The sequence below is a fragment of the Methanolobus mangrovi genome, assembly GCF_031312535.1.
Classification (GTDB): domain Archaea; phylum Halobacteriota; class Methanosarcinia; order Methanosarcinales; family Methanosarcinaceae; genus Methanolobus; species Methanolobus mangrovi.
The window spans coordinates 417,384-433,473 of sequence record NZ_CP133594.1 but is presented as its reverse complement, the minus strand read 5'-3'; the positions used below and the strand labels follow the sequence as shown (position 1 = coordinate 433,473).

At 41.1% G+C, this 16,090-nt stretch carries 17 protein-coding genes; 6 read left to right on the top strand and 11 right to left on the bottom strand.

Annotation, left to right across the window (positions count from 1 at the left end; genetic code table 11):
• Positions 1-52: 52 nt before the first annotated feature.
• From mnhG to mbhE, 7 genes are read right to left on the bottom strand one after another with little or no spacing between them, the layout of a single operon-like run.
• The gene (gene mnhG, locus RE476_RS02265) at positions 53-409 is read right to left on the bottom strand and encodes a monovalent cation/H(+) antiporter subunit G (protein WP_406600986.1); all 357 of its coding nucleotides are present in this window, start codon (positions 407-409) and stop codon (positions 53-55) included.
• An 11-nt stretch (positions 410-420) separates the two neighbouring features.
• Positions 421-687 (bottom strand): cation:proton antiporter, encoded by a 267-nt coding sequence (locus tag RE476_RS02260; protein WP_309308778.1) that lies wholly within the window; start codon positions 685-687, stop codon positions 421-423.
• Positions 684-1,178 (bottom strand): Na+/H+ antiporter subunit E, encoded by a 495-nt coding sequence (locus RE476_RS02255; protein WP_309308777.1) that lies wholly within the window; start codon positions 1,176-1,178, stop codon positions 684-686. The genes RE476_RS02260 and RE476_RS02255 overlap by 4 nt, the downstream gene beginning before the upstream one ends.
• Positions 1,175-2,716 carry an NADH-quinone oxidoreductase subunit M gene (locus tag RE476_RS02250; protein WP_309308776.1) on the bottom strand — a complete coding sequence of 514 codons (1,542 nt, stop codon included), beginning with the start codon at positions 2,714-2,716 and terminating at the stop codon, positions 1,175-1,177. The genes RE476_RS02255 and RE476_RS02250 overlap by 4 nt, the downstream gene beginning before the upstream one ends.
• Complete coding sequence (locus RE476_RS02245; RefSeq protein WP_309308775.1) at positions 2,713-3,141, bottom strand: NADH-quinone oxidoreductase subunit K; 429 nt, start codon at positions 3,139-3,141, stop codon at positions 2,713-2,715. The genes RE476_RS02250 and RE476_RS02245 overlap by 4 nt, the downstream gene beginning before the upstream one ends.
• Positions 3,138-3,554 (bottom strand): monovalent cation/H+ antiporter subunit B, encoded by a 417-nt coding sequence (locus tag RE476_RS02240; protein WP_309308774.1) that lies wholly within the window; start codon positions 3,552-3,554, stop codon positions 3,138-3,140. The genes RE476_RS02245 and RE476_RS02240 overlap by 4 nt, the downstream gene beginning before the upstream one ends.
• Complete coding sequence (gene mbhE / locus RE476_RS02235) at positions 3,551-5,920, bottom strand: hydrogen gas-evolving membrane-bound hydrogenase subunit E (protein ID WP_309308773.1); 2,370 nt, start codon at positions 5,918-5,920, stop codon at positions 3,551-3,553. The genes RE476_RS02240 and mbhE overlap by 4 nt, the downstream gene beginning before the upstream one ends.
• Before the next feature lie 323 nt (positions 5,921-6,243).
• On the opposite strand from mbhE, the gene RE476_RS02230 reads away from it, so the two are divergent.
• On the top strand, positions 6,244-7,140 hold the full coding sequence (locus tag RE476_RS02230; RefSeq protein ID WP_309308772.1) for a hypothetical protein: 897 nt from the start codon (positions 6,244-6,246) through the stop codon (positions 7,138-7,140).
• Here RE476_RS02230 and RE476_RS02225 read toward each other — a convergent pair.
• Complete coding sequence (locus RE476_RS02225) at positions 7,137-7,355, bottom strand: hypothetical protein (RefSeq protein WP_309308771.1); 219 nt, start codon at positions 7,353-7,355, stop codon at positions 7,137-7,139. The genes RE476_RS02230 and RE476_RS02225 overlap by 4 nt on opposite strands.
• Positions 7,356-8,112: 757 nt before the next feature.
• On the opposite strand from RE476_RS02225, the gene RE476_RS02220 reads away from it, so the two are divergent.
• The 5 genes from RE476_RS02220 to RE476_RS02200 all read left to right on the top strand — a co-directional run bounded on the left by RE476_RS02220 (position 8,113) and on the right by RE476_RS02200 (position 12,758).
• Complete coding sequence (locus RE476_RS02220; RefSeq protein ID WP_309308770.1) at positions 8,113-8,859, top strand: polyphosphate polymerase domain-containing protein; 747 nt, start codon at positions 8,113-8,115, stop codon at positions 8,857-8,859.
• The gene (locus tag RE476_RS02215) at positions 8,860-9,555 is read left to right on the top strand and encodes a DUF4956 domain-containing protein (protein WP_309308769.1); all 696 of its coding nucleotides are present in this window, start codon (positions 8,860-8,862) and stop codon (positions 9,553-9,555) included.
• 20 nt (positions 9,556-9,575) lie between these two features.
• Positions 9,576-10,799 carry a carbohydrate-binding domain-containing protein gene (locus RE476_RS02210; RefSeq protein ID WP_309308768.1) on the top strand — a complete coding sequence of 408 codons (1,224 nt, stop codon included), beginning with the start codon at positions 9,576-9,578 and terminating at the stop codon, positions 10,797-10,799.
• A 229-nt stretch (positions 10,800-11,028) separates the two neighbouring features.
• Positions 11,029-11,961 (top strand): nucleoside recognition domain-containing protein, encoded by a 933-nt coding sequence (locus tag RE476_RS02205; protein ID WP_309308767.1) that lies wholly within the window; start codon positions 11,029-11,031, stop codon positions 11,959-11,961.
• Between the two features lie 143 nt (positions 11,962-12,104).
• A complete protein-coding gene (locus RE476_RS02200) occupies positions 12,105-12,758 on the top strand; it encodes an HAD family hydrolase (RefSeq protein ID WP_309308766.1) in 654 nt (217 codons plus the stop codon).
• A gap of 59 nt (positions 12,759-12,817) precedes the next feature.
• On the opposite strand, the gene RE476_RS02195 is transcribed toward RE476_RS02200, so the two are convergent.
• From RE476_RS02195 to RE476_RS02185, 3 genes are all read right to left on the bottom strand, one after another.
• On the bottom strand, positions 12,818-14,728 hold the full coding sequence (locus RE476_RS02195; protein ID WP_309308765.1) for a beta-CASP ribonuclease aCPSF1: 1,911 nt from the start codon (positions 14,726-14,728) through the stop codon (positions 12,818-12,820).
• 113 nt (positions 14,729-14,841) lie between these two features.
• Positions 14,842-15,471 carry an archaeal proteasome endopeptidase complex subunit beta gene (gene psmB / locus RE476_RS02190; RefSeq protein WP_309308764.1) on the bottom strand — a complete coding sequence of 210 codons (630 nt, stop codon included), beginning with the start codon at positions 15,469-15,471 and terminating at the stop codon, positions 14,842-14,844.
• A gap of 111 nt (positions 15,472-15,582) precedes the next feature.
• On the bottom strand, positions 15,583-16,089 hold the full coding sequence (locus tag RE476_RS02185) for a TIGR00295 family protein (protein WP_309308762.1): 507 nt from the start codon (positions 16,087-16,089) through the stop codon (positions 15,583-15,585).
• Between the last annotated feature and the right edge of the window lies 1 nt (position 16,090).

The window sequence follows — 16,090 nt, the reverse complement described above, 5'->3', positions numbered from 1 at the left end:
AGCACGATATAAAAAAGAATTGTTCTGGCATTACGCCAGAAGCTGCTATTATTCACTCATTGTCATTTATTGAGCATGCAGATGAACATGCTTTTCCATATTCATCAATTACAGATTCCTTACAAAGACCTACTCCATGTCGGTGAGCTGCACGGCTTATCATATGGGCTGCTATGGGCGAAGTCACCAGGATGAAAAGAGCTACTGTAATTGCCTTAACACCTATAGGGGAAAAGCCCACCTTCAGTAGTATACTAAGCATAACTCCAAAAGCACCGAGAGTTCCTATCTTTGTAGTTGCATGCAACCTGTTATACACATCAGGAAGTCTGGCAAGTCCTAGCATTGCAAGGAACACGAAGAATAATCCGATTACCAGGACAACATTGCTAAGCATTTCCAAAACCATTGAAACGGTACTCAAAATACCACCCCTTCATCAAGGTACTTTGCAACTGTGACTGTTCCCACAAAGGATATGATGGCAAGTACAAGTGCCACATCCATGAAGAAAGCGGACCCTTTTACAAATGAGTAGATACCAAGCATCACCACAATTACCGTTGTCATTGCATCAAGGGCCACAACCCTGTCAGGGATAGTCGGTCCTTTGATGATCCTGTACATGCATGGTATAATTGCAATAACCATGAACAGAAGTGAATATTCAAGTAACATTGTATTCATTCGAATGCCTCCAATACGTATTTTTCCAGATCATCCCGTATGGATTGGGCTACACCTTCAGGATCGGTTGCATCTATTGCATGAACATAGAGAATGGACCTGTCATCTGACATATCAATTGTCAGTGTACCTGGCGTAAGCGTGATAGTGTTTGCAATAGCAGTTATCCCAAGATCTGTTTTGGTCCTGATAGGTACTGCAATTATACCCGGTTTTATGTCTATCTTTGGCTGAAGCACTATTTTTGCAACCATTACGTTTGCTTTTATTATCTCCTTGATAAGCACATACAGGTATGTAACCTGTGCCGGAATCTTCTTAATGGCATTGCCGAATGAAAACTCCATATCAAAATTGAACAGGGGTTTGAATGGCCTTATGATAAATGGTGCAATTAGCACCCCCAGCACGAAATTATTAACATTTACAGTACCGTGGACAAAACACCATACAAGACCAAGTATAGCTGAATAGGCGATGTATCTTTTCATCTTACCACCCTCGTCATTACAGCATCAATATAGAGCTGCGGGTCAAGTATCTGATTAGCGGTAGCATTTGCAAAAGCTATCAGCGGTTCTGCATAAAGTCCGAATACTACAACTCCAAGTGCAAGCATGATTATTGGCAGAGCGATCAACGGGGATGTGCCATGTGTGGAATATTCACCATGTTCATTAACATCTCTTTTCTCACCCCAGAACATCAGCAACATTGCCCTGAACATGTAGAAAAGGGTGAATACTGCAAATATAAGTGCTATTGCGATCTCAAAGTAATATTTCTCAGTGATTCCCGCATCGAATAATTGGAACTTTGCAATGAATCCGCCCATAGGGGGCAGCCCTGCAATGGACATTGCACCTACAAGGAACATCATTGACATAAGTGGGGCACTATCGACCATGCCTCCCATTTTTCTCATATCTCTTGTACCTGCATGATGGATAATACCACCAGAGGTAAGGAAAAGCATGGACTTTGCAAATGCATGGTTCACAAGATACACAAGAGCTGCTGTGAGTCCGTAAACACTGCCAAAACCAATCCCAAGGAACACGTAACCTATCTGACTGACACTTGAATACGCAAGCAGGCGCTTAACATCTGTCTGGGCAACAGCTGATATGGCTCCGACCACAATGGTTGCAAGTGCGAGATAGATTATCACAGGTTTGAATATGTAGAGCGTATCGATGAATATAAGGAAGAATACCCTCAGCATTCCGTAGGCACCAACTTTTATCAACACACCACTAAGCATTGCGCTTATGGGTGATGGTGCTGTAGGATGCACATCCGGAAGCCAGTAATGAAGCGGAAATATTGCGGCCTTGTTACCAAAAACCACCACAAACATCAATGCTATGGCAAACACATACCATGGAAGCGTTCCGGCTGCACTCATTGCACTGAGCTTAACGGAGATATCTGCCATGTTCAGTGTACCTGTTGTTGCATAAAGGGAAGCTACTGCTATCAGCATTACAATGGAACTGAGCATGTTAAGTACAAGATACTTGAAAGTTGCCTCCATCTTGTCTGAACTTTTTGTAACTCCTCCTTTTTCATTGGCGATTACAAGTCCGCATGAAGAGAGCAGAAGTATCTCAAAGAATACGAAGAGATTAAATATATCCCCAGTAAGGAAGGAACCGTTAAGTCCTGCCACCAGCAAACTGAAGAGCGGATAGTAGGATGCACTCAATGACTTTTCCTCGATATAATCAAGTGAGTAAATAAGTGCTAAGAATGACACAAATGATGTCAGGACGACCATACCGGAACTGAGCAGATCGGCAACCAGCATGATACCGTATTTACCCCATTCTCCTACCTCATATACCTGTATCCCACCGGACCAGACCTGCAGGAGCAGGAGTATACTTACTATGAACATAACAAATGAAACTGAAACACTCAGGATCTTCTGAATTCCCGGTTGTTTTCTCAAAAGCACCATGAGAGACGCCAGCAATATTGGCGTAGCTATCAGTATAATTGGTAAGTGAGTATCCAATGATATCATCCCCAGAGCCTCCTGAGTTCTTTGATATCAGTTGTCCCGTATTCCTCATAGATACGATATGCAAGTATCAATATGAATGCAGTCGTTGCCAGACTGATTACGATTGCTGTAAGTACCAGCGCCTGTACCAGAGGATCCACAAAATCCACATGATTGCCTGCAGCAAGTACAGGTGCGAGAATACCCTGAGACAATGAGTCTGTGAATATAGTTCCTGTGGCTTCGGCAGCTCCATGTCCGCCATCATCTGTAATGATCGGGACCTTTGTTCCTGCAAACACTCCGGTTGATACGATCAGGAGGTTGACTGCATGTGAAAGTACACCAAGCCCAATGATCACCCTGACAATATCACGGCGCAGGATAAGGAATGTACCGATACCGAACAGTATAGCTATCGTAAGAGAAAGCAGTGTATTGTTCATTTGTCGTCACCTACGTTTTTGAAAATAGAAAGCAGCCCGCCAATTACGACAAAGTAGACTCCGATGTCGAACAATCCGGCAGATACCAGTTCCACCTCTCCGAAAAATGGCAGGTGGACAAATTCCACAGCACTTCTGAAGAAGTTATGTGAAAATGCGATTGCTGAAAAGGCTGTGAACGAGGCCAATAGTAACCCGAATCCAAACCAGTTACCCCAATCAGGATTGAAGAATGATTTGATGTGATCCAGACCATATACCACGTACGTCAGTGCAATAACTGACGCGAACATGACACCCCCTATAAATCCGCCTCCGGGATTGTTGTGTCCCGCAAGTAAGAGGGATATTGAAAAGAGGATGACTAAAGGCAAACATATCTTTGTTATTGTTTTTGTTATCAAGGTTGTCATTCGTCATCACCCCTGCTGTGTATCAGGTTATAGACACCAAATGCTGCAAGACAGAGAACGGATATTTCTCCAAGAGTATCATATCCCCTGAAATCCACTATAATCACATTGACTATATTGTGCCCGCCTGCAAGTGGAAGACTCTTCTCGATGAAATAGTGTGAGAGAGATTCAAATGGAGGAATTATTCCCTGGTTGGCATTTATCAGCAGAATGAATACCATTGAAGCCACCGTCACGGCAATGAGTAGATCCCTTGTAAGAGTTGTTGCTGGGACATGCTCCTTGAACTTCTGCGGGATCTTCACGATTGCCAGCAGGAAGATTATGGTTGAAAGTGTCTCTACCAATACCTGCGTTAGCGCCAGATCAGGAGCCTGCAGGTATATGAACAGAAGACTTACCAGATACCCCAATCCGGAGAGAGCTAGTATCGCAGGTATATATCTTGGCAATAATGCAGCTCCAAATGCTGCGATTATCATAAACATGAAGATAAGACCTTCATATAGTGGAATATCAAAATTAAGATTCTGTGGTATCAGGCTTGATGCCAGCAATATTGCAGGTATTGCAAACATTGCGATGGTAAGTAACAACAGAGCAAGCACGTATGTCTTAACAGGACCTGGCTGCATCCTGTTGGAGAACTTTGATGTTACCTTCTTTGCATTCTCCACGGTTGCATCATAATAATAGTTGACACTTATCCATGGGAAACGTGCGTTGAACCTGTTCTGCCATTCTGCGATCTTTCCGTATTGTGTGTATGTGAGGATCCCCAGTGCAAAAGTGACAATTGTCATCATAAGTGATGTTGTGAATCCGTGCCATAGTTTTACATGAAGTTGTGTTTCCTCAAGCAATATTCCTGAAACAGTAGGGTCTATGAAATAATGGACTGGTATTGAAGGAACAAGTCCGAATAGTATTATAAGTCCTGCAAGGAAGATAGCAGGTGCGAGCATTACCATTGATGGGTCGTGTATGTGCTCAGGCAATCCTTTTGAAGGTCTTTTTCCAAGGAATATACCATCAATGAGTTTGATGGAATATGCAAATGTGAACACACCACCAAGCACTGCCAGTGCAGGGATGAGTATATTATATGGTGAGCCGAGCAATGCACCCATCTCAACAGATGCCTCATAGAACATCTCCTTACTGAGGAAACCATTCAGAGGCGGTATACCTGCCATGGAGAGTGCTCCAATGGTAGCTACAATAAAGGTGATGGGCATCTCCTTTCGTAAACCTCCCATTTTCGTAATGTCCCTTGTGGCAGTCTCATGAGCAACTATACCTGCTACGAGGAAAAGACATGCTTTGAAGGTTGCGTGGTTGAGAAGATGGAAAGTTGCAGCGGCAACACCAATTCCGGGTTCGTGGTATGTGGTGTAACCATACATTGTCATAAGATAGGCGAGCTGGCTTATGGTAGAATATGCAAGTATTCCTTTGATGTCAGTCTGGCGGAAAGCAAGGAAACCTGCCAGAAGCATTGTAAATATACCGATGCCGCTTACAAGGAAGAACCAGGCATCTGTTCCTGAGAATATTGGGTGTATCCTTGCTATAAGATAGATACCGGCCTTGACCATTGTTGCCGAATGCAGGAATGCGCTGACAGGTGTTGGTGCTTCCATTGCATTTGGAAGCCATATGTAAAATGGACCCTGTGCTGATTTAGAAGCAGCTCCAATGAATATGAGGATTAGCGCAGCGAGGAAAAGTTCATGGCCGTGTATCATTTCCCTCATGGATTCGTTATGTAATATAGTAGGAATATCAAACGTGCCGGTAATAGCATGCAATACAAGGAATCCGGCAAGCATGAACAGACCACCTGTTGCGGTTATGAGTAATGATTTCGTTGCGCCGTATACTGACATAGGCCTGTTTCGCCAGTATCCGATAAGCATAAAAGATGTGATACTGGTAAGTTCCCAGAAAATGAACAACTGAATAGTGTTAGCCGAGAATACCATACCAAGCATTGATCCCATGAAGAAGAGGAGTTGCTGGTAGTATCTGGGAAGATCCTCTTTCTTTGACATGTATCCGTTGGAATATGACATGATTATCACACCAATGCCGGATACAATGAAACCGAACATGACACTCAGGCCATCGGCATAGAAAGAGAGGTTTATACCCAGTGAAGGAAGCCATTCTATAGATCTCTGAATAGTCTCCCCGTGTATTATTTCCGGTGCCGCCTGAGCAACCAACAACAAACTCAGGAATGCAACTGCGGACGCGTACCATCCTATTTTATCCTTTAGAAGTTTTTCAATGGCAGGCAATATACCGGCCAAAATAAATGGCAAAAAAACCGCTAACGTAATTGCTGTAAACGAATCCATGAAACCTTAGATTCCATTACCTATATTTAACGTTTATTAATGTGAATTATTATTTATGATGAATATACGCATATTTGAATCAAATGCGTTGTTATAAAAGTCAATTCCGAAGAAAAACACGAAACCTTTATATAGAATAGTTCGATGTCCGTCGACCTGAAAAATGACAGGATAATAGAGATATATAGTGTACTTTATTAGTTTCTATCTAATTATTTTGTGATAAAATGAAAAAACAACCATCTAATAAGGACATAAATTCCAGAAAATACATAGCGCGATATGCATCAGTATTCCTGATGTTATGTATTTTTTGTATATTCTTGCAGGGCCCTGCCCTGGCATTATCCAATGACTCAGACAATATAAGTAATCCATCTGCAATTTCTACAGATTCTGAACAAGCGGGCGTCTCAGAATTCAGTCATCTGATAGAGGTATATTTTGAGGATGATAATTACCTGGTTGCAAGTGAATCCATTGTTTATTCTGCGAGTTCAGCAAATAACAGTCAGGAACTTGTATTATGGATTCCGGAGAATGCGGAGATAATGCAGTTTCAGGTAACTGACATGATTGCCAGCACCACTGCCACTTCTGTCAACTACTCAAGGACAGGAGATTTCGTTTCTTTCCCATCCTATGGAGACACCAGTTCCAGTGGAATGCCACTTCTTTATGGTATCAGGTATGTGGTACAAAGCCACGAGGAAGAACAGACTTTCAGAAAAGTCATCAGTGAAGATGGAATATTTGATTATCCCGTGTCAAGACTCATAATAATTGTCCATCATGAAGAAAGCGAGATTCCTGCAATTACTTCAGTATCAGGCTTGCAACTTGTAGCTGACGAAGTCATCAGTGAGATGAATTACACATCCTATGCATGGTCTTCTCCGCAGTTCAATGAGTTTAGTATCACCCTCATAAACCAGAATTCCGGCACAAAAACAGGAATGTGGGACAATTATAGCCTCATTGTGGGAATTGTATTACTGATTATTGTGGTAGCTGCTGCATTGTTCTACAAAAAGAATGATTCGGGCAGTATAAGTGACCTTGAAGACCTTTACGAAGCAGAACTTGCAGTCCTTGCACAAATAAAGGAAGACAGGAAAAAGAAGAAACTCAGCGAGGAAGAGTTTGAGAATCTTCACAAGAAACACAGTGATAGTGCCTTAAAGATCAAAAATAAAATGGAGAAACTGAAAAAGACCTAATGGTCCATTTCCCCATATACATCTTCTTTTTTTGGCTCCAGACCTGCTACATCCGCAGTGAGCCAGCCAATATCATAACTCTGGCCACAATTTGGACATATTAGTCCCAATCTTGCTTTTCCTTCAGAGACAGCTTTAAAGTGAACATGGAAACCACGCTGATATCCACAACTGAGACAGACGCGAAAGGAGTTGTCAGTATCTTTTGAATCCATAATTAAAATTCAATATGCTGGAATAAATCATTGTCGATATCAGCTAATCCTGATATGTTTGTCCACAACGTTTATCAGAGAATTACCGGATGTTTCTGCTCTTAATTTTATAGAAATGTGCCAAATTATCCACTGGCTATTTTCATATGAAATAGTTAGATATAAAATATTATTCCTTATATCAGCAGTTCCACAAGTAAAATCTACATTAGTATATATTGACGATTCACGGTTGATTTTGAAGAAGATAGTTAAAAGTGAGCTACTTTTTAATCTACAAGGTAAAAATGATATAGTTGGCTCTGTAAAAAAATACTTTCAATTTTATCTGCATATTGCAGCCCACATGAAATTATGGATTATAAATAGACTACTAGATTTGATTTTTAAGACGATTATCCAAAATGAAGCTTTATAGTGCATTTAATCAATTAAATAACAATTATCATAGCTTTATTTATATTTCAAAACTTTATCTTCTTTTAATCTGAAATTAATGCTTTATTTCTTCTTTTTTACCATAAGTATCTTTATATTTGCATTTGAGAATCCTCGAATTGTAAGATCACATGTTAGCGTAACACCAACCACCATCATCACCAACCACCAACAATGTACCACCATACATATCGTACACCAAATAACATGTGATCTTTCTAACAATAATAACAAATTCATATCGCATACTACCAAAAAATTACCTACAAAACAACAGCAAGGGATAATTTAAGACGATCAAATTATAGGGAGGAAAAGAATGGAACCAATTCGAAAGTTCAATCGGTTCGAATTAAAGTATCTGCTCTCAATGGAACAGGCACGCAAATTAAAACAGCAGATAGCGGCTTACATGCTTCCTGACCAGTATGCATGGGATTCAGGGGACTATGTGATATCAAGTCTGTACTATGATAGTCCGGATCTTCAATGTTATTGGGAAAAGATTGATGGGCTGAAATTCCGGAAAAAGCTCAGAGTTCGTATATACGAAACCGAAGAGAACATAACAGAAGCTTCCATTGTTTTCGTCGAGATCAAACAACGATACGACAAAACAATACAGAAGCGCAGGATTGCAATACCTTACAGGGATGCCATGACACTCTGCGATGAGCGTCGCCTACCCGATGAATATGATGAAAAGGATAGGCCGGTCATGGAAGAGGTTCTCGCAATGATCGAGGAAAGAAACCTCCAGCCAACACTTATTACAAGTTATTTCAGACATGCATATACAGGAACGGATTATGACAACGGTCTGAGGATAACCTTTGACTCGAACATCAGATACAGGATTAATGACCTGGACCTGGCCTCCAAGAATCTTGGAAAATATATAGTATCGCCCGACCGGGTGATCCTGGAGATTAAAGCCAATGAGAAGGTACCTTACTGGCTTACAGACCTCATCGCTCAGAACAATTACAGACTCATTAGAATTAGCAAATACTGTACAGGGCTGGATATGGAGAACGAGTTCCCCCGAAAGATCGAGGTTTATTAAATGGCAGTAGATATTGAAAGTCTATTGGATTTCGAAGACTTAAGCGGAACCTTCACAGCCACCGACATTTTTGTTGGTCTTGTTTTAGGTTTCATATTGTTATCAGCTATCGGATGGCTGTACAAACGCACGCATAAAGGAACATCTTACACCCAGAGTTACGTTCACACTCTGATCATGATGGGACTGGTCGTAGATATCATCATGCTCATAGTTGGCTCGAACATTGCACGCGCATTCTCACTTGTAGGTGCATTGTCCATCATACGTTTCAGGAATGCAGTGAAAGAGATCCGTGATATTGGTTTCATATTCTTCGCTATGGCGATCGGTATGGCAACGGGTACAAAATTCTACATGCTGGCAATCATCGCAACCGGTGTCATCGGTGCTCTTATCTTTATAATGTTTGAATTTGACTGGTTTGCAAGACCTGCCATGAGCCAGATACTGAAAATCCAGCTTGACAAGGATGTTGATTTTGAAGAACTATTTGACAGGACATTCGTCAAATACACACAATCAGCAGAACTTATAGGAATAGATTCAGTCCGCTCAGGAACAGTGACAGAACTCGTCTACAGCATAATACTCAAGAAAAACGCCAACAAGCATGAGTTCATCCAATCCATCAAAAGTCAGAACGGAAATCAGAAAGTGTTCCTGATAACCGGTTACAACACCACAGACCTATGAAATTATAAGAGGGAACTAAAATGAAAAAGTATATTTTGATAGGGGGAACTTTACTAGCCCTATTACTTATTTTTTTAAGTGTTGGAGGAAGTATTGTCCCTGCAACTACAGAAGAAAATAATAATGACCTGAGTAGTGAAGGAAGTATTGTCTCCACAATTACAGGAGAAACTAATGAAGATATTTCCATATATGCAGCAAGCTCAGAATTTACTGACAGGGACTTAGAACAGGAAGCAGACCTGGAAGATGCAACATATATAGAAGCTGAGTCAGACACTGATATTATAATTTCCGAAGAAGGAGTTTATGTAATAAGTGGAGATGCTACTGAAGTTACTATTTATGTAGATGCACCGGATGAAAGCAAGGTCCAGATCGTTCTAGATGGTGTGAATATCGTTAATGAAGATATGCCAGTTGTTTACGTTAAGTCAGCAGACAAAGTTTTCATTACTACCACAGATAGTGAGAATTATATGGAAACAACCGGAGCTTTTGTTAGCGAGGGAGATACGAATCTCGATGCAGTCATATTTTCAAAAGATGACCTGGTCTTCAATGGTGTAGGTTCTTTAGAAATAGTTTCGTCAGAAAACGGAATTAGCAGTAAAGATGATCTGAAAATAACCGGAGGAACTTATTACGTAACTTCAGAACTGGATTCTTTTGAGGCTAATGATAGGATTATGATCTACGATGGAACATTTGATGTTGATTCTTCAAAAGATGCCTTCCATTGTGAAAATGATGAAGACGATAGTTTAGGGAACATTTACATCTACAATGGAACGTTTGAGATCTATGCAGCTGATGACGGGATAACCGCTGCCGGCTTTATACAGATCGATGGCGGAAATATCACAATTATAAGAGCTTCTGAAGGAATTGAAGCTACTTACATAGTGATCAATGATGTTGATATTGATATTTACGCAACCGATGATGGGATCAATGCTGCCAGGAAAAGTACGAGCTATGATGTTGAAATCATTATTAATGGCGGGACCATTAATATAGAGATGGCCAGTGGTGACACTGATGGGATTGATGCAAATGGCTCGGTAACCATTAATGATGGTTACATAACGATCACTTGTAATTCCGGAATTGATGTAGATGAAGAATCTTACATAAATGGAGGAACTGTGATTGTAAATGGCGTGCAGATATATGAGATACAAGCAGAAATGATGGGCGGCGGAAACAGGCCAGGAGGACCTGGGGGAGGAATGCGAAGATAATGATTTAATTGCAGTATAAAGTGTGGCTTTATACTGTTTTTTCTTCATATAATACAAAGTTTCCTTTGAAAAATCTGGCTTTTTCTGATCTGAATAAGAAATACTGAGTAATTTTCTGTCGTATGTTCCTTTATTGACCAAGTTCTAGTCTTTAATAACAGAGCATAACTCCACTAATAGATCGTCTCTACTAAAACTCTTATCTTGTATGGGAGAATATGGGAGTCAAATGTGGATCGATGCTCTTTACTCATCTTTTGATTATCTCATTAAGGTTATCCCTCCCATCGTAATAGGGACCATTATAATGGATATTCTCGTGGAAATGGGATGGGTCAAAAAACTGGGTTTCCTTGCATCCCCTGTGATGCGTTTTGGCAATCTCAGAGAGGAGCTAGGTGTGAGTTTTCTCACATCCTTTGGCTCATCTGCTGCGGGAAATTCCATGATAGCAAAGCTGCATGATGATAACTACATCGATAGAAAAGAGACCATCATCGCTACAATGGTCAACTCGTTCCCATCAAGCATAGTGCTCTCAAGGGATCTGCTGCCTGTTGTTGTCGTACTACTTGGTACCACCGGCCTTATCTATCTGGGTATAGTGGTACTTATCGGTTTTCTGAAGACATTGATAGCTCTGGCTGCTGCACGTGTTCTCCTTGAACCTAAACCCCACGGAGAGATTCATGCAAACATCGAGAAGATCCCTTTCGGGCAAGCACTTCGAAGGGCCTCTAAAAAATCAGGGAGATCACTGAAAAAAATAGTCCTAACCATGGCAGTGGTATCTATAATTGTTTTCCAGCTCATGGAGACCGGTATATTTGACTGGGCATCATCCTTGATGAGCAACTCTTTTCTGATCAGATATGTTCCTGCCGAGGGTCTGCCCATTGTGGCCGGATGGTTTGCCAGCAATATAGCTGCTTACACCATAGCCGGTAATCTTCTAACGGCAGAAATGCTTACACCAAAAGATGTCATACTTGCCCTTATTGTTGGAAGGATACTGGCCAGTGTTCCCAGGATCAAGAGTATGCTGCCATATTATGCAGGTATATTCAGCCCCAGGCTTGGAGTGAAAATCATGTTCGTATCCCTGATGATGCAGAACGGTATAATGGTCGCGATCGTGGCTTTTATCATAATGTTCTGGTGAAGTCACCAGAAGATCACGTTTTTTTCGGCCCTGTAGAGATCATATTAACTGCATCTTTGGAGTAAACAATGATTTCCATATCTATTAAAAAGAGAATGTGTACATCCACAACGTTTATCAGAAAATACCGGCAAGGAACACATATGTTCAAAGGGATAATTTTTGACTCTGACGGAGTTCTAGTTAACTCAATGCCATATCATGCAAAAGCATGGGTTGATGTTTTTGCGCAGTTCGGTATCAATGTCACTGAAGAAGAGATATATGACATCGAGGGGTCAAACCATGTTGGTGTTATCAATATCTTTTTTGAAAAAGCCGGCAGGGTTCCTGAACCGGACATGTATGACAGGATACTGGAAATGAAAAGAGCACATTTTCTTGAGAAGAACCGCGCAGAGACATTTGAAGGCATGTACGAGTGCCTGAATTCCCTTAAACCTAAATTCAAACTTGCCGTTGCATCCGGTGCAGACAGGACAATTGTAACATCACTTATGGAAAAGTTCTATCCAGGAATATTCGATGCTATAATTTCCGGAGAGGATGTCAAAAAAGGAAAACCTGACCCTGAACCATATAACCGGGCAGTTGAACTGCTGGGACTGGACAAAAATGAATGTTTTGTTGTAGAGAATGCACCTCTTGGAATAGAATCTGCTAAGAATGCAGGCATGTTCTGCGTAGGAATACCGACATATCTTGATGCGGGAAAACTTCAGGAAGCTGACCTGATAGTTAAAGATCACAAAGAACTTATTGATTATCTTAAAGGTCTTGAAGAAAAACAGAGTTAGTAGAAACAGAATAAACCACTAAAAAAAGCAAAACATAATAAAAAAACAAAAAAGTACGGTCAGACCAACCGTACTGTTTCAAGATTGGTAAGCGCTTTAGTCTCCATCTTGTTTCTCTTGTGGATAGAGCTTGCAAGGTCAACACATGAACGCTCATCTCCGTGCTCGGTATAGACTCTTTCCGGGCGTGGCTTCATCTTCTTGATGTAGTCCATCAGTTGTCTCCTGTCAGAGTGACCGGAGAAACCATCGACTACCTCTGCCTTCATGTTCATTTTGACAACATGGGTTCCATTGCTGCTTGACAGGGGTATCTCTTTCCAGCCCTTCTGGATCCTTCTACCCATAGTTCCGTCTGCCTGGTAACCTACAAAAACAAGAGTGTTATTCTCGTTCTCTGCAAACGCCTTGAAATATTCTACTACAGGACCTGCATTCATCATACCTGATGTTGCCAGTATCACACATGGATGTGGCTCATTGATGATCTTCTGACGCAGTTCATTGGAGTCAACAGGCTTGAAGCATTCTGCAAGGAATGGGTTCTGGCCCTTCTGGAAAATAAGCTTGCGCAGGTCGTTGTTGAGGTACTCAGGATATGTTGCATGGATGGCTGTTGCCTCCCATATCATACCATCAAGATAGACCGGGACGTTTGGTATAATGCCTTTGCGTATAGCATCTTCCAGTACGATCATTACTTCCTGACTTCTTCCCACCGCAAAAGCAGGTATCAGTACGACACCATCATTTGCAAGCGTTGCATTAACGATGTTCTGGAGATTCTTTTCCGCTTCCTGAAGGGTTGGCTGTATAGCATTGGAGTTTCCATATGTGGATTCCATGATTACACTTTCAACACGAGGGAATTTATTAACTGCAGCATCAAAGAGCCTTGTCTTCTCATACTTGAAGTCACCTGTGAAAACCACATTATGAAGTCCGTCCCCAATATGGAAATGAGATACTGCAGAGCCGATAATATGTCCTGCATTATGGAATGTGAGCTTTATATCAGGTGCTATATCAGTTACTTCCTCGTAATCAAGAACAATTGTGTGCTTGAGTCCTTCCCTTACCTCCGCTGAACTGTAAGGAGGTCTTTTGCCTTCCTTTGCAGCCACATCGATGTAGTCAAGCTGCAACAGTGCCATCAAGTCCCTTGTTGGGGGAGTACAATAAATAGGGCCTTCAAAACCATATTTATAGAGAAGTGGCACAAGACCCTGGTGATCAAGATGGGCGTGTGTTAGAACAACAGCATCTATCTGGTTAATAGGGTATGCCTCAGGAACATAGAGGTAAGGAGTCATGTTGTCATCGGAACCGACATTGACACCACAATCTATCATGATACGTGATTCAGGAGTTGAAATAATAAAACAACTTCTTCCGACTTCTTTTGCACCACCCAGTGATGTAATCCTTACCCACTCATCCTTTGAAGTACATCCTCTGTGTATCTTTCTCCCTACAGATTTGAGGATATCTTTTCTCTCTTTGTGATTGGTACGCATGAATTCACGTATGTTCTTAACAGTACGTGACTTAATAGGAGGAGTCCTCACTACCTTTGGTGTCCATCCTATCTTTTTTGTAATTTCCCTGAGAGTCTCTCCGTGTTTTCCTATTACAAGTCCCGGTTTCTCAGCCTCTATAATGACCTCACCTACATCGGGATCGAAGTGATAATTGGATACACCAGACTCTTCTGGAACGGTTTGTATTATTTTTTCAATTGATTCCTCTGGTGGCATAAGCACTCTTGGATCGGGACGCACAACAATACGTGTCCTCAGTGCTTTTGCCAGATTCCTGACAATATTGCCGTTATCTGCAAACTTTTTAGGCTCTTCTGTGTAAACAACAAGCTGTGGGCCTTCAAACTCAACACTAGAAATAGTAGTACCAATTGGTAGTTTTTCTTCTATTTTCTTCTTCAGATCAGATAGTACTTCTTCTACCGCCATTAAAACAGCCTTCCTTATAAAAAAGTGAAAAATATGATATAGTTAAAAAACTATATTCAAAATGCTATAGATGCTAGTTCAAATGAAAGAAATTAAGGAATTGTTATACAAAGTTAAAATTCTTCCCTCATTTTTTTGACGTCTTCCATATCAAGTCTGGTATATGAGTCCTTCTTAATAACCACAACATCTATATTCTCACCGGATGCAGAGTCTCTCTTCATTGCATTGTGAAGTGCCCTGACAGCCAGCTCAACACCTTCATCGGTATTCATATCTTCCTTGTAGCGGTCTTCAAGTACACCGTATGCAAAGGGAGAACCTGAACCTGTAGAAACTGCTTTTGTCTCTTCAATACTTCCACCAAGAGCATCAAGTGAATAAATTGAAGGTCCATTCTTGTCATATCCTCCAACAAGAAGCTGTACCATAAGTGGATAATATCTCTGCCCACTGAGCATATTTGACAACAGAGTTGTAAGACCTTTAATGGTCATGGACTCCTTACGTCTCATTTTGTATAATTTGGATTCCACACTCATTACCCTTACAATCTGCTGCGCATCGCCCACAGAACCTGCAATGGTCATTGCAACCAGATCATCGATCTGATATACCTTCTTTGCAGTTTTACTTGCAATGAAATTCCCCATTGTTGCACGCTGCTCGGTTGCAAGAACAACACCGTCATTGCAAACTATACCTACAGTGGTTGTACCCTTGTAATGTTTATCATTAACCATTAATTATACCTCATACAAAAATGAGAAAATAAATTTGAAAAATGTGCTATGCATCTTAATGCATTAATCAGTTACTCATAAGCAATTTTTATATATATATTTATCCCTTGCTTAACAAAGACCTATTTCTTCGGCAAGTGCTTTCACGCGCTCAATGCTCTTTTTATCGATCTGCTTTTCCTGCATTTTCAAAATGCGGCGGTCAAGAGATATCCTTTCAGTCCCCATAACAAGATTGTCTGCATGGGCTACAATTTTCTGCTCCAGCGTCACGGGAATGTAATCATCATTTGGAAGTCCCATAGCTTCTGCTTCTTCCCTTGTAATCCCGGCACCGATATGACGCTTAATGATCTCCAGAACTGCAGGCGCAATGTTATTTTCTTTTGCAATATCCACACCCATAATGGCATGGTCTATCCCATGAGTTCTGGCCCTTCCAAGATCATGCAGCAGCCCGCCAATCTCGACAATTTCAAGGTCTACATCCTTGCCTTTATCCCGCAGTTTTGTAGCAATTTCAAGAGCAAGGTCAGCAACAGTTATGCAATGAGCTATAACTTTATCGCTGCAACCCGAAACCTTTAGGATATCAAGAGCATCTTCACGTGATAACATT

Excerpts from the sequence above, each read along its gene's own strand:
- mnhG (WP_406600986.1), bottom strand. The coding sequence starts at position 409 with ATGGTTTTGGAAATGCTTAGCAATGTTGTCCTGGTAATCGGATTATTC.
- RE476_RS02260 (WP_309308778.1), bottom strand. The coding sequence starts at position 687 with ATGAATACAATGTTACTTGAATATTCACTTCTGTTCATGGTTATTGCA.
- RE476_RS02255 (WP_309308777.1), bottom strand. The coding sequence starts at position 1,178 with ATGAAAAGATACATCGCCTATTCAGCTATACTTGGTCTTGTATGGTGT.
- RE476_RS02250 (WP_309308776.1), bottom strand. The coding sequence starts at position 2,716 with ATGATATCATTGGATACTCACTTACCAATTATACTGATAGCTACGCCA.
- RE476_RS02245 (WP_309308775.1), bottom strand. The coding sequence starts at position 3,141 with ATGAACAATACACTGCTTTCTCTTACGATAGCTATACTGTTCGGTATC.
- RE476_RS02240 (WP_309308774.1), bottom strand. The coding sequence starts at position 3,554 with ATGACAACCTTGATAACAAAAACAATAACAAAGATATGTTTGCCTTTA.
- mbhE (WP_309308773.1), bottom strand. The coding sequence starts at position 5,920 with ATGGATTCGTTTACAGCAATTACGTTAGCGGTTTTTTTGCCATTTATT.
- RE476_RS02225 (WP_309308771.1), bottom strand. The coding sequence starts at position 7,355 with ATGGATTCAAAAGATACTGACAACTCCTTTCGCGTCTGTCTCAGTTGT.
- RE476_RS02220 (WP_309308770.1), top strand. The coding sequence starts at position 8,113 with ATGGAACCAATTCGAAAGTTCAATCGGTTCGAATTAAAGTATCTGCTC.
- RE476_RS02215 (WP_309308769.1), top strand. The coding sequence starts at position 8,860 with ATGGCAGTAGATATTGAAAGTCTATTGGATTTCGAAGACTTAAGCGGA.
- RE476_RS02210 (WP_309308768.1), top strand. The coding sequence starts at position 9,576 with ATGAAAAAGTATATTTTGATAGGGGGAACTTTACTAGCCCTATTACTT.
- RE476_RS02205 (WP_309308767.1), top strand. The coding sequence starts at position 11,029 with ATGTGGATCGATGCTCTTTACTCATCTTTTGATTATCTCATTAAGGTT.
- RE476_RS02200 (WP_309308766.1), top strand. The coding sequence starts at position 12,105 with ATGTTCAAAGGGATAATTTTTGACTCTGACGGAGTTCTAGTTAACTCA.
- RE476_RS02195 (WP_309308765.1), bottom strand. The coding sequence starts at position 14,728 with ATGGCGGTAGAAGAAGTACTATCTGATCTGAAGAAGAAAATAGAAGAA.
- psmB (WP_309308764.1), bottom strand. The coding sequence starts at position 15,471 with ATGGTTAATGATAAACATTACAAGGGTACAACCACTGTAGGTATAGTT.
- RE476_RS02185 (WP_309308762.1), bottom strand. The coding sequence starts at position 16,089 with ATGTTATCACGTGAAGATGCTCTTGATATCCTAAAGGTTTCGGGTTGC.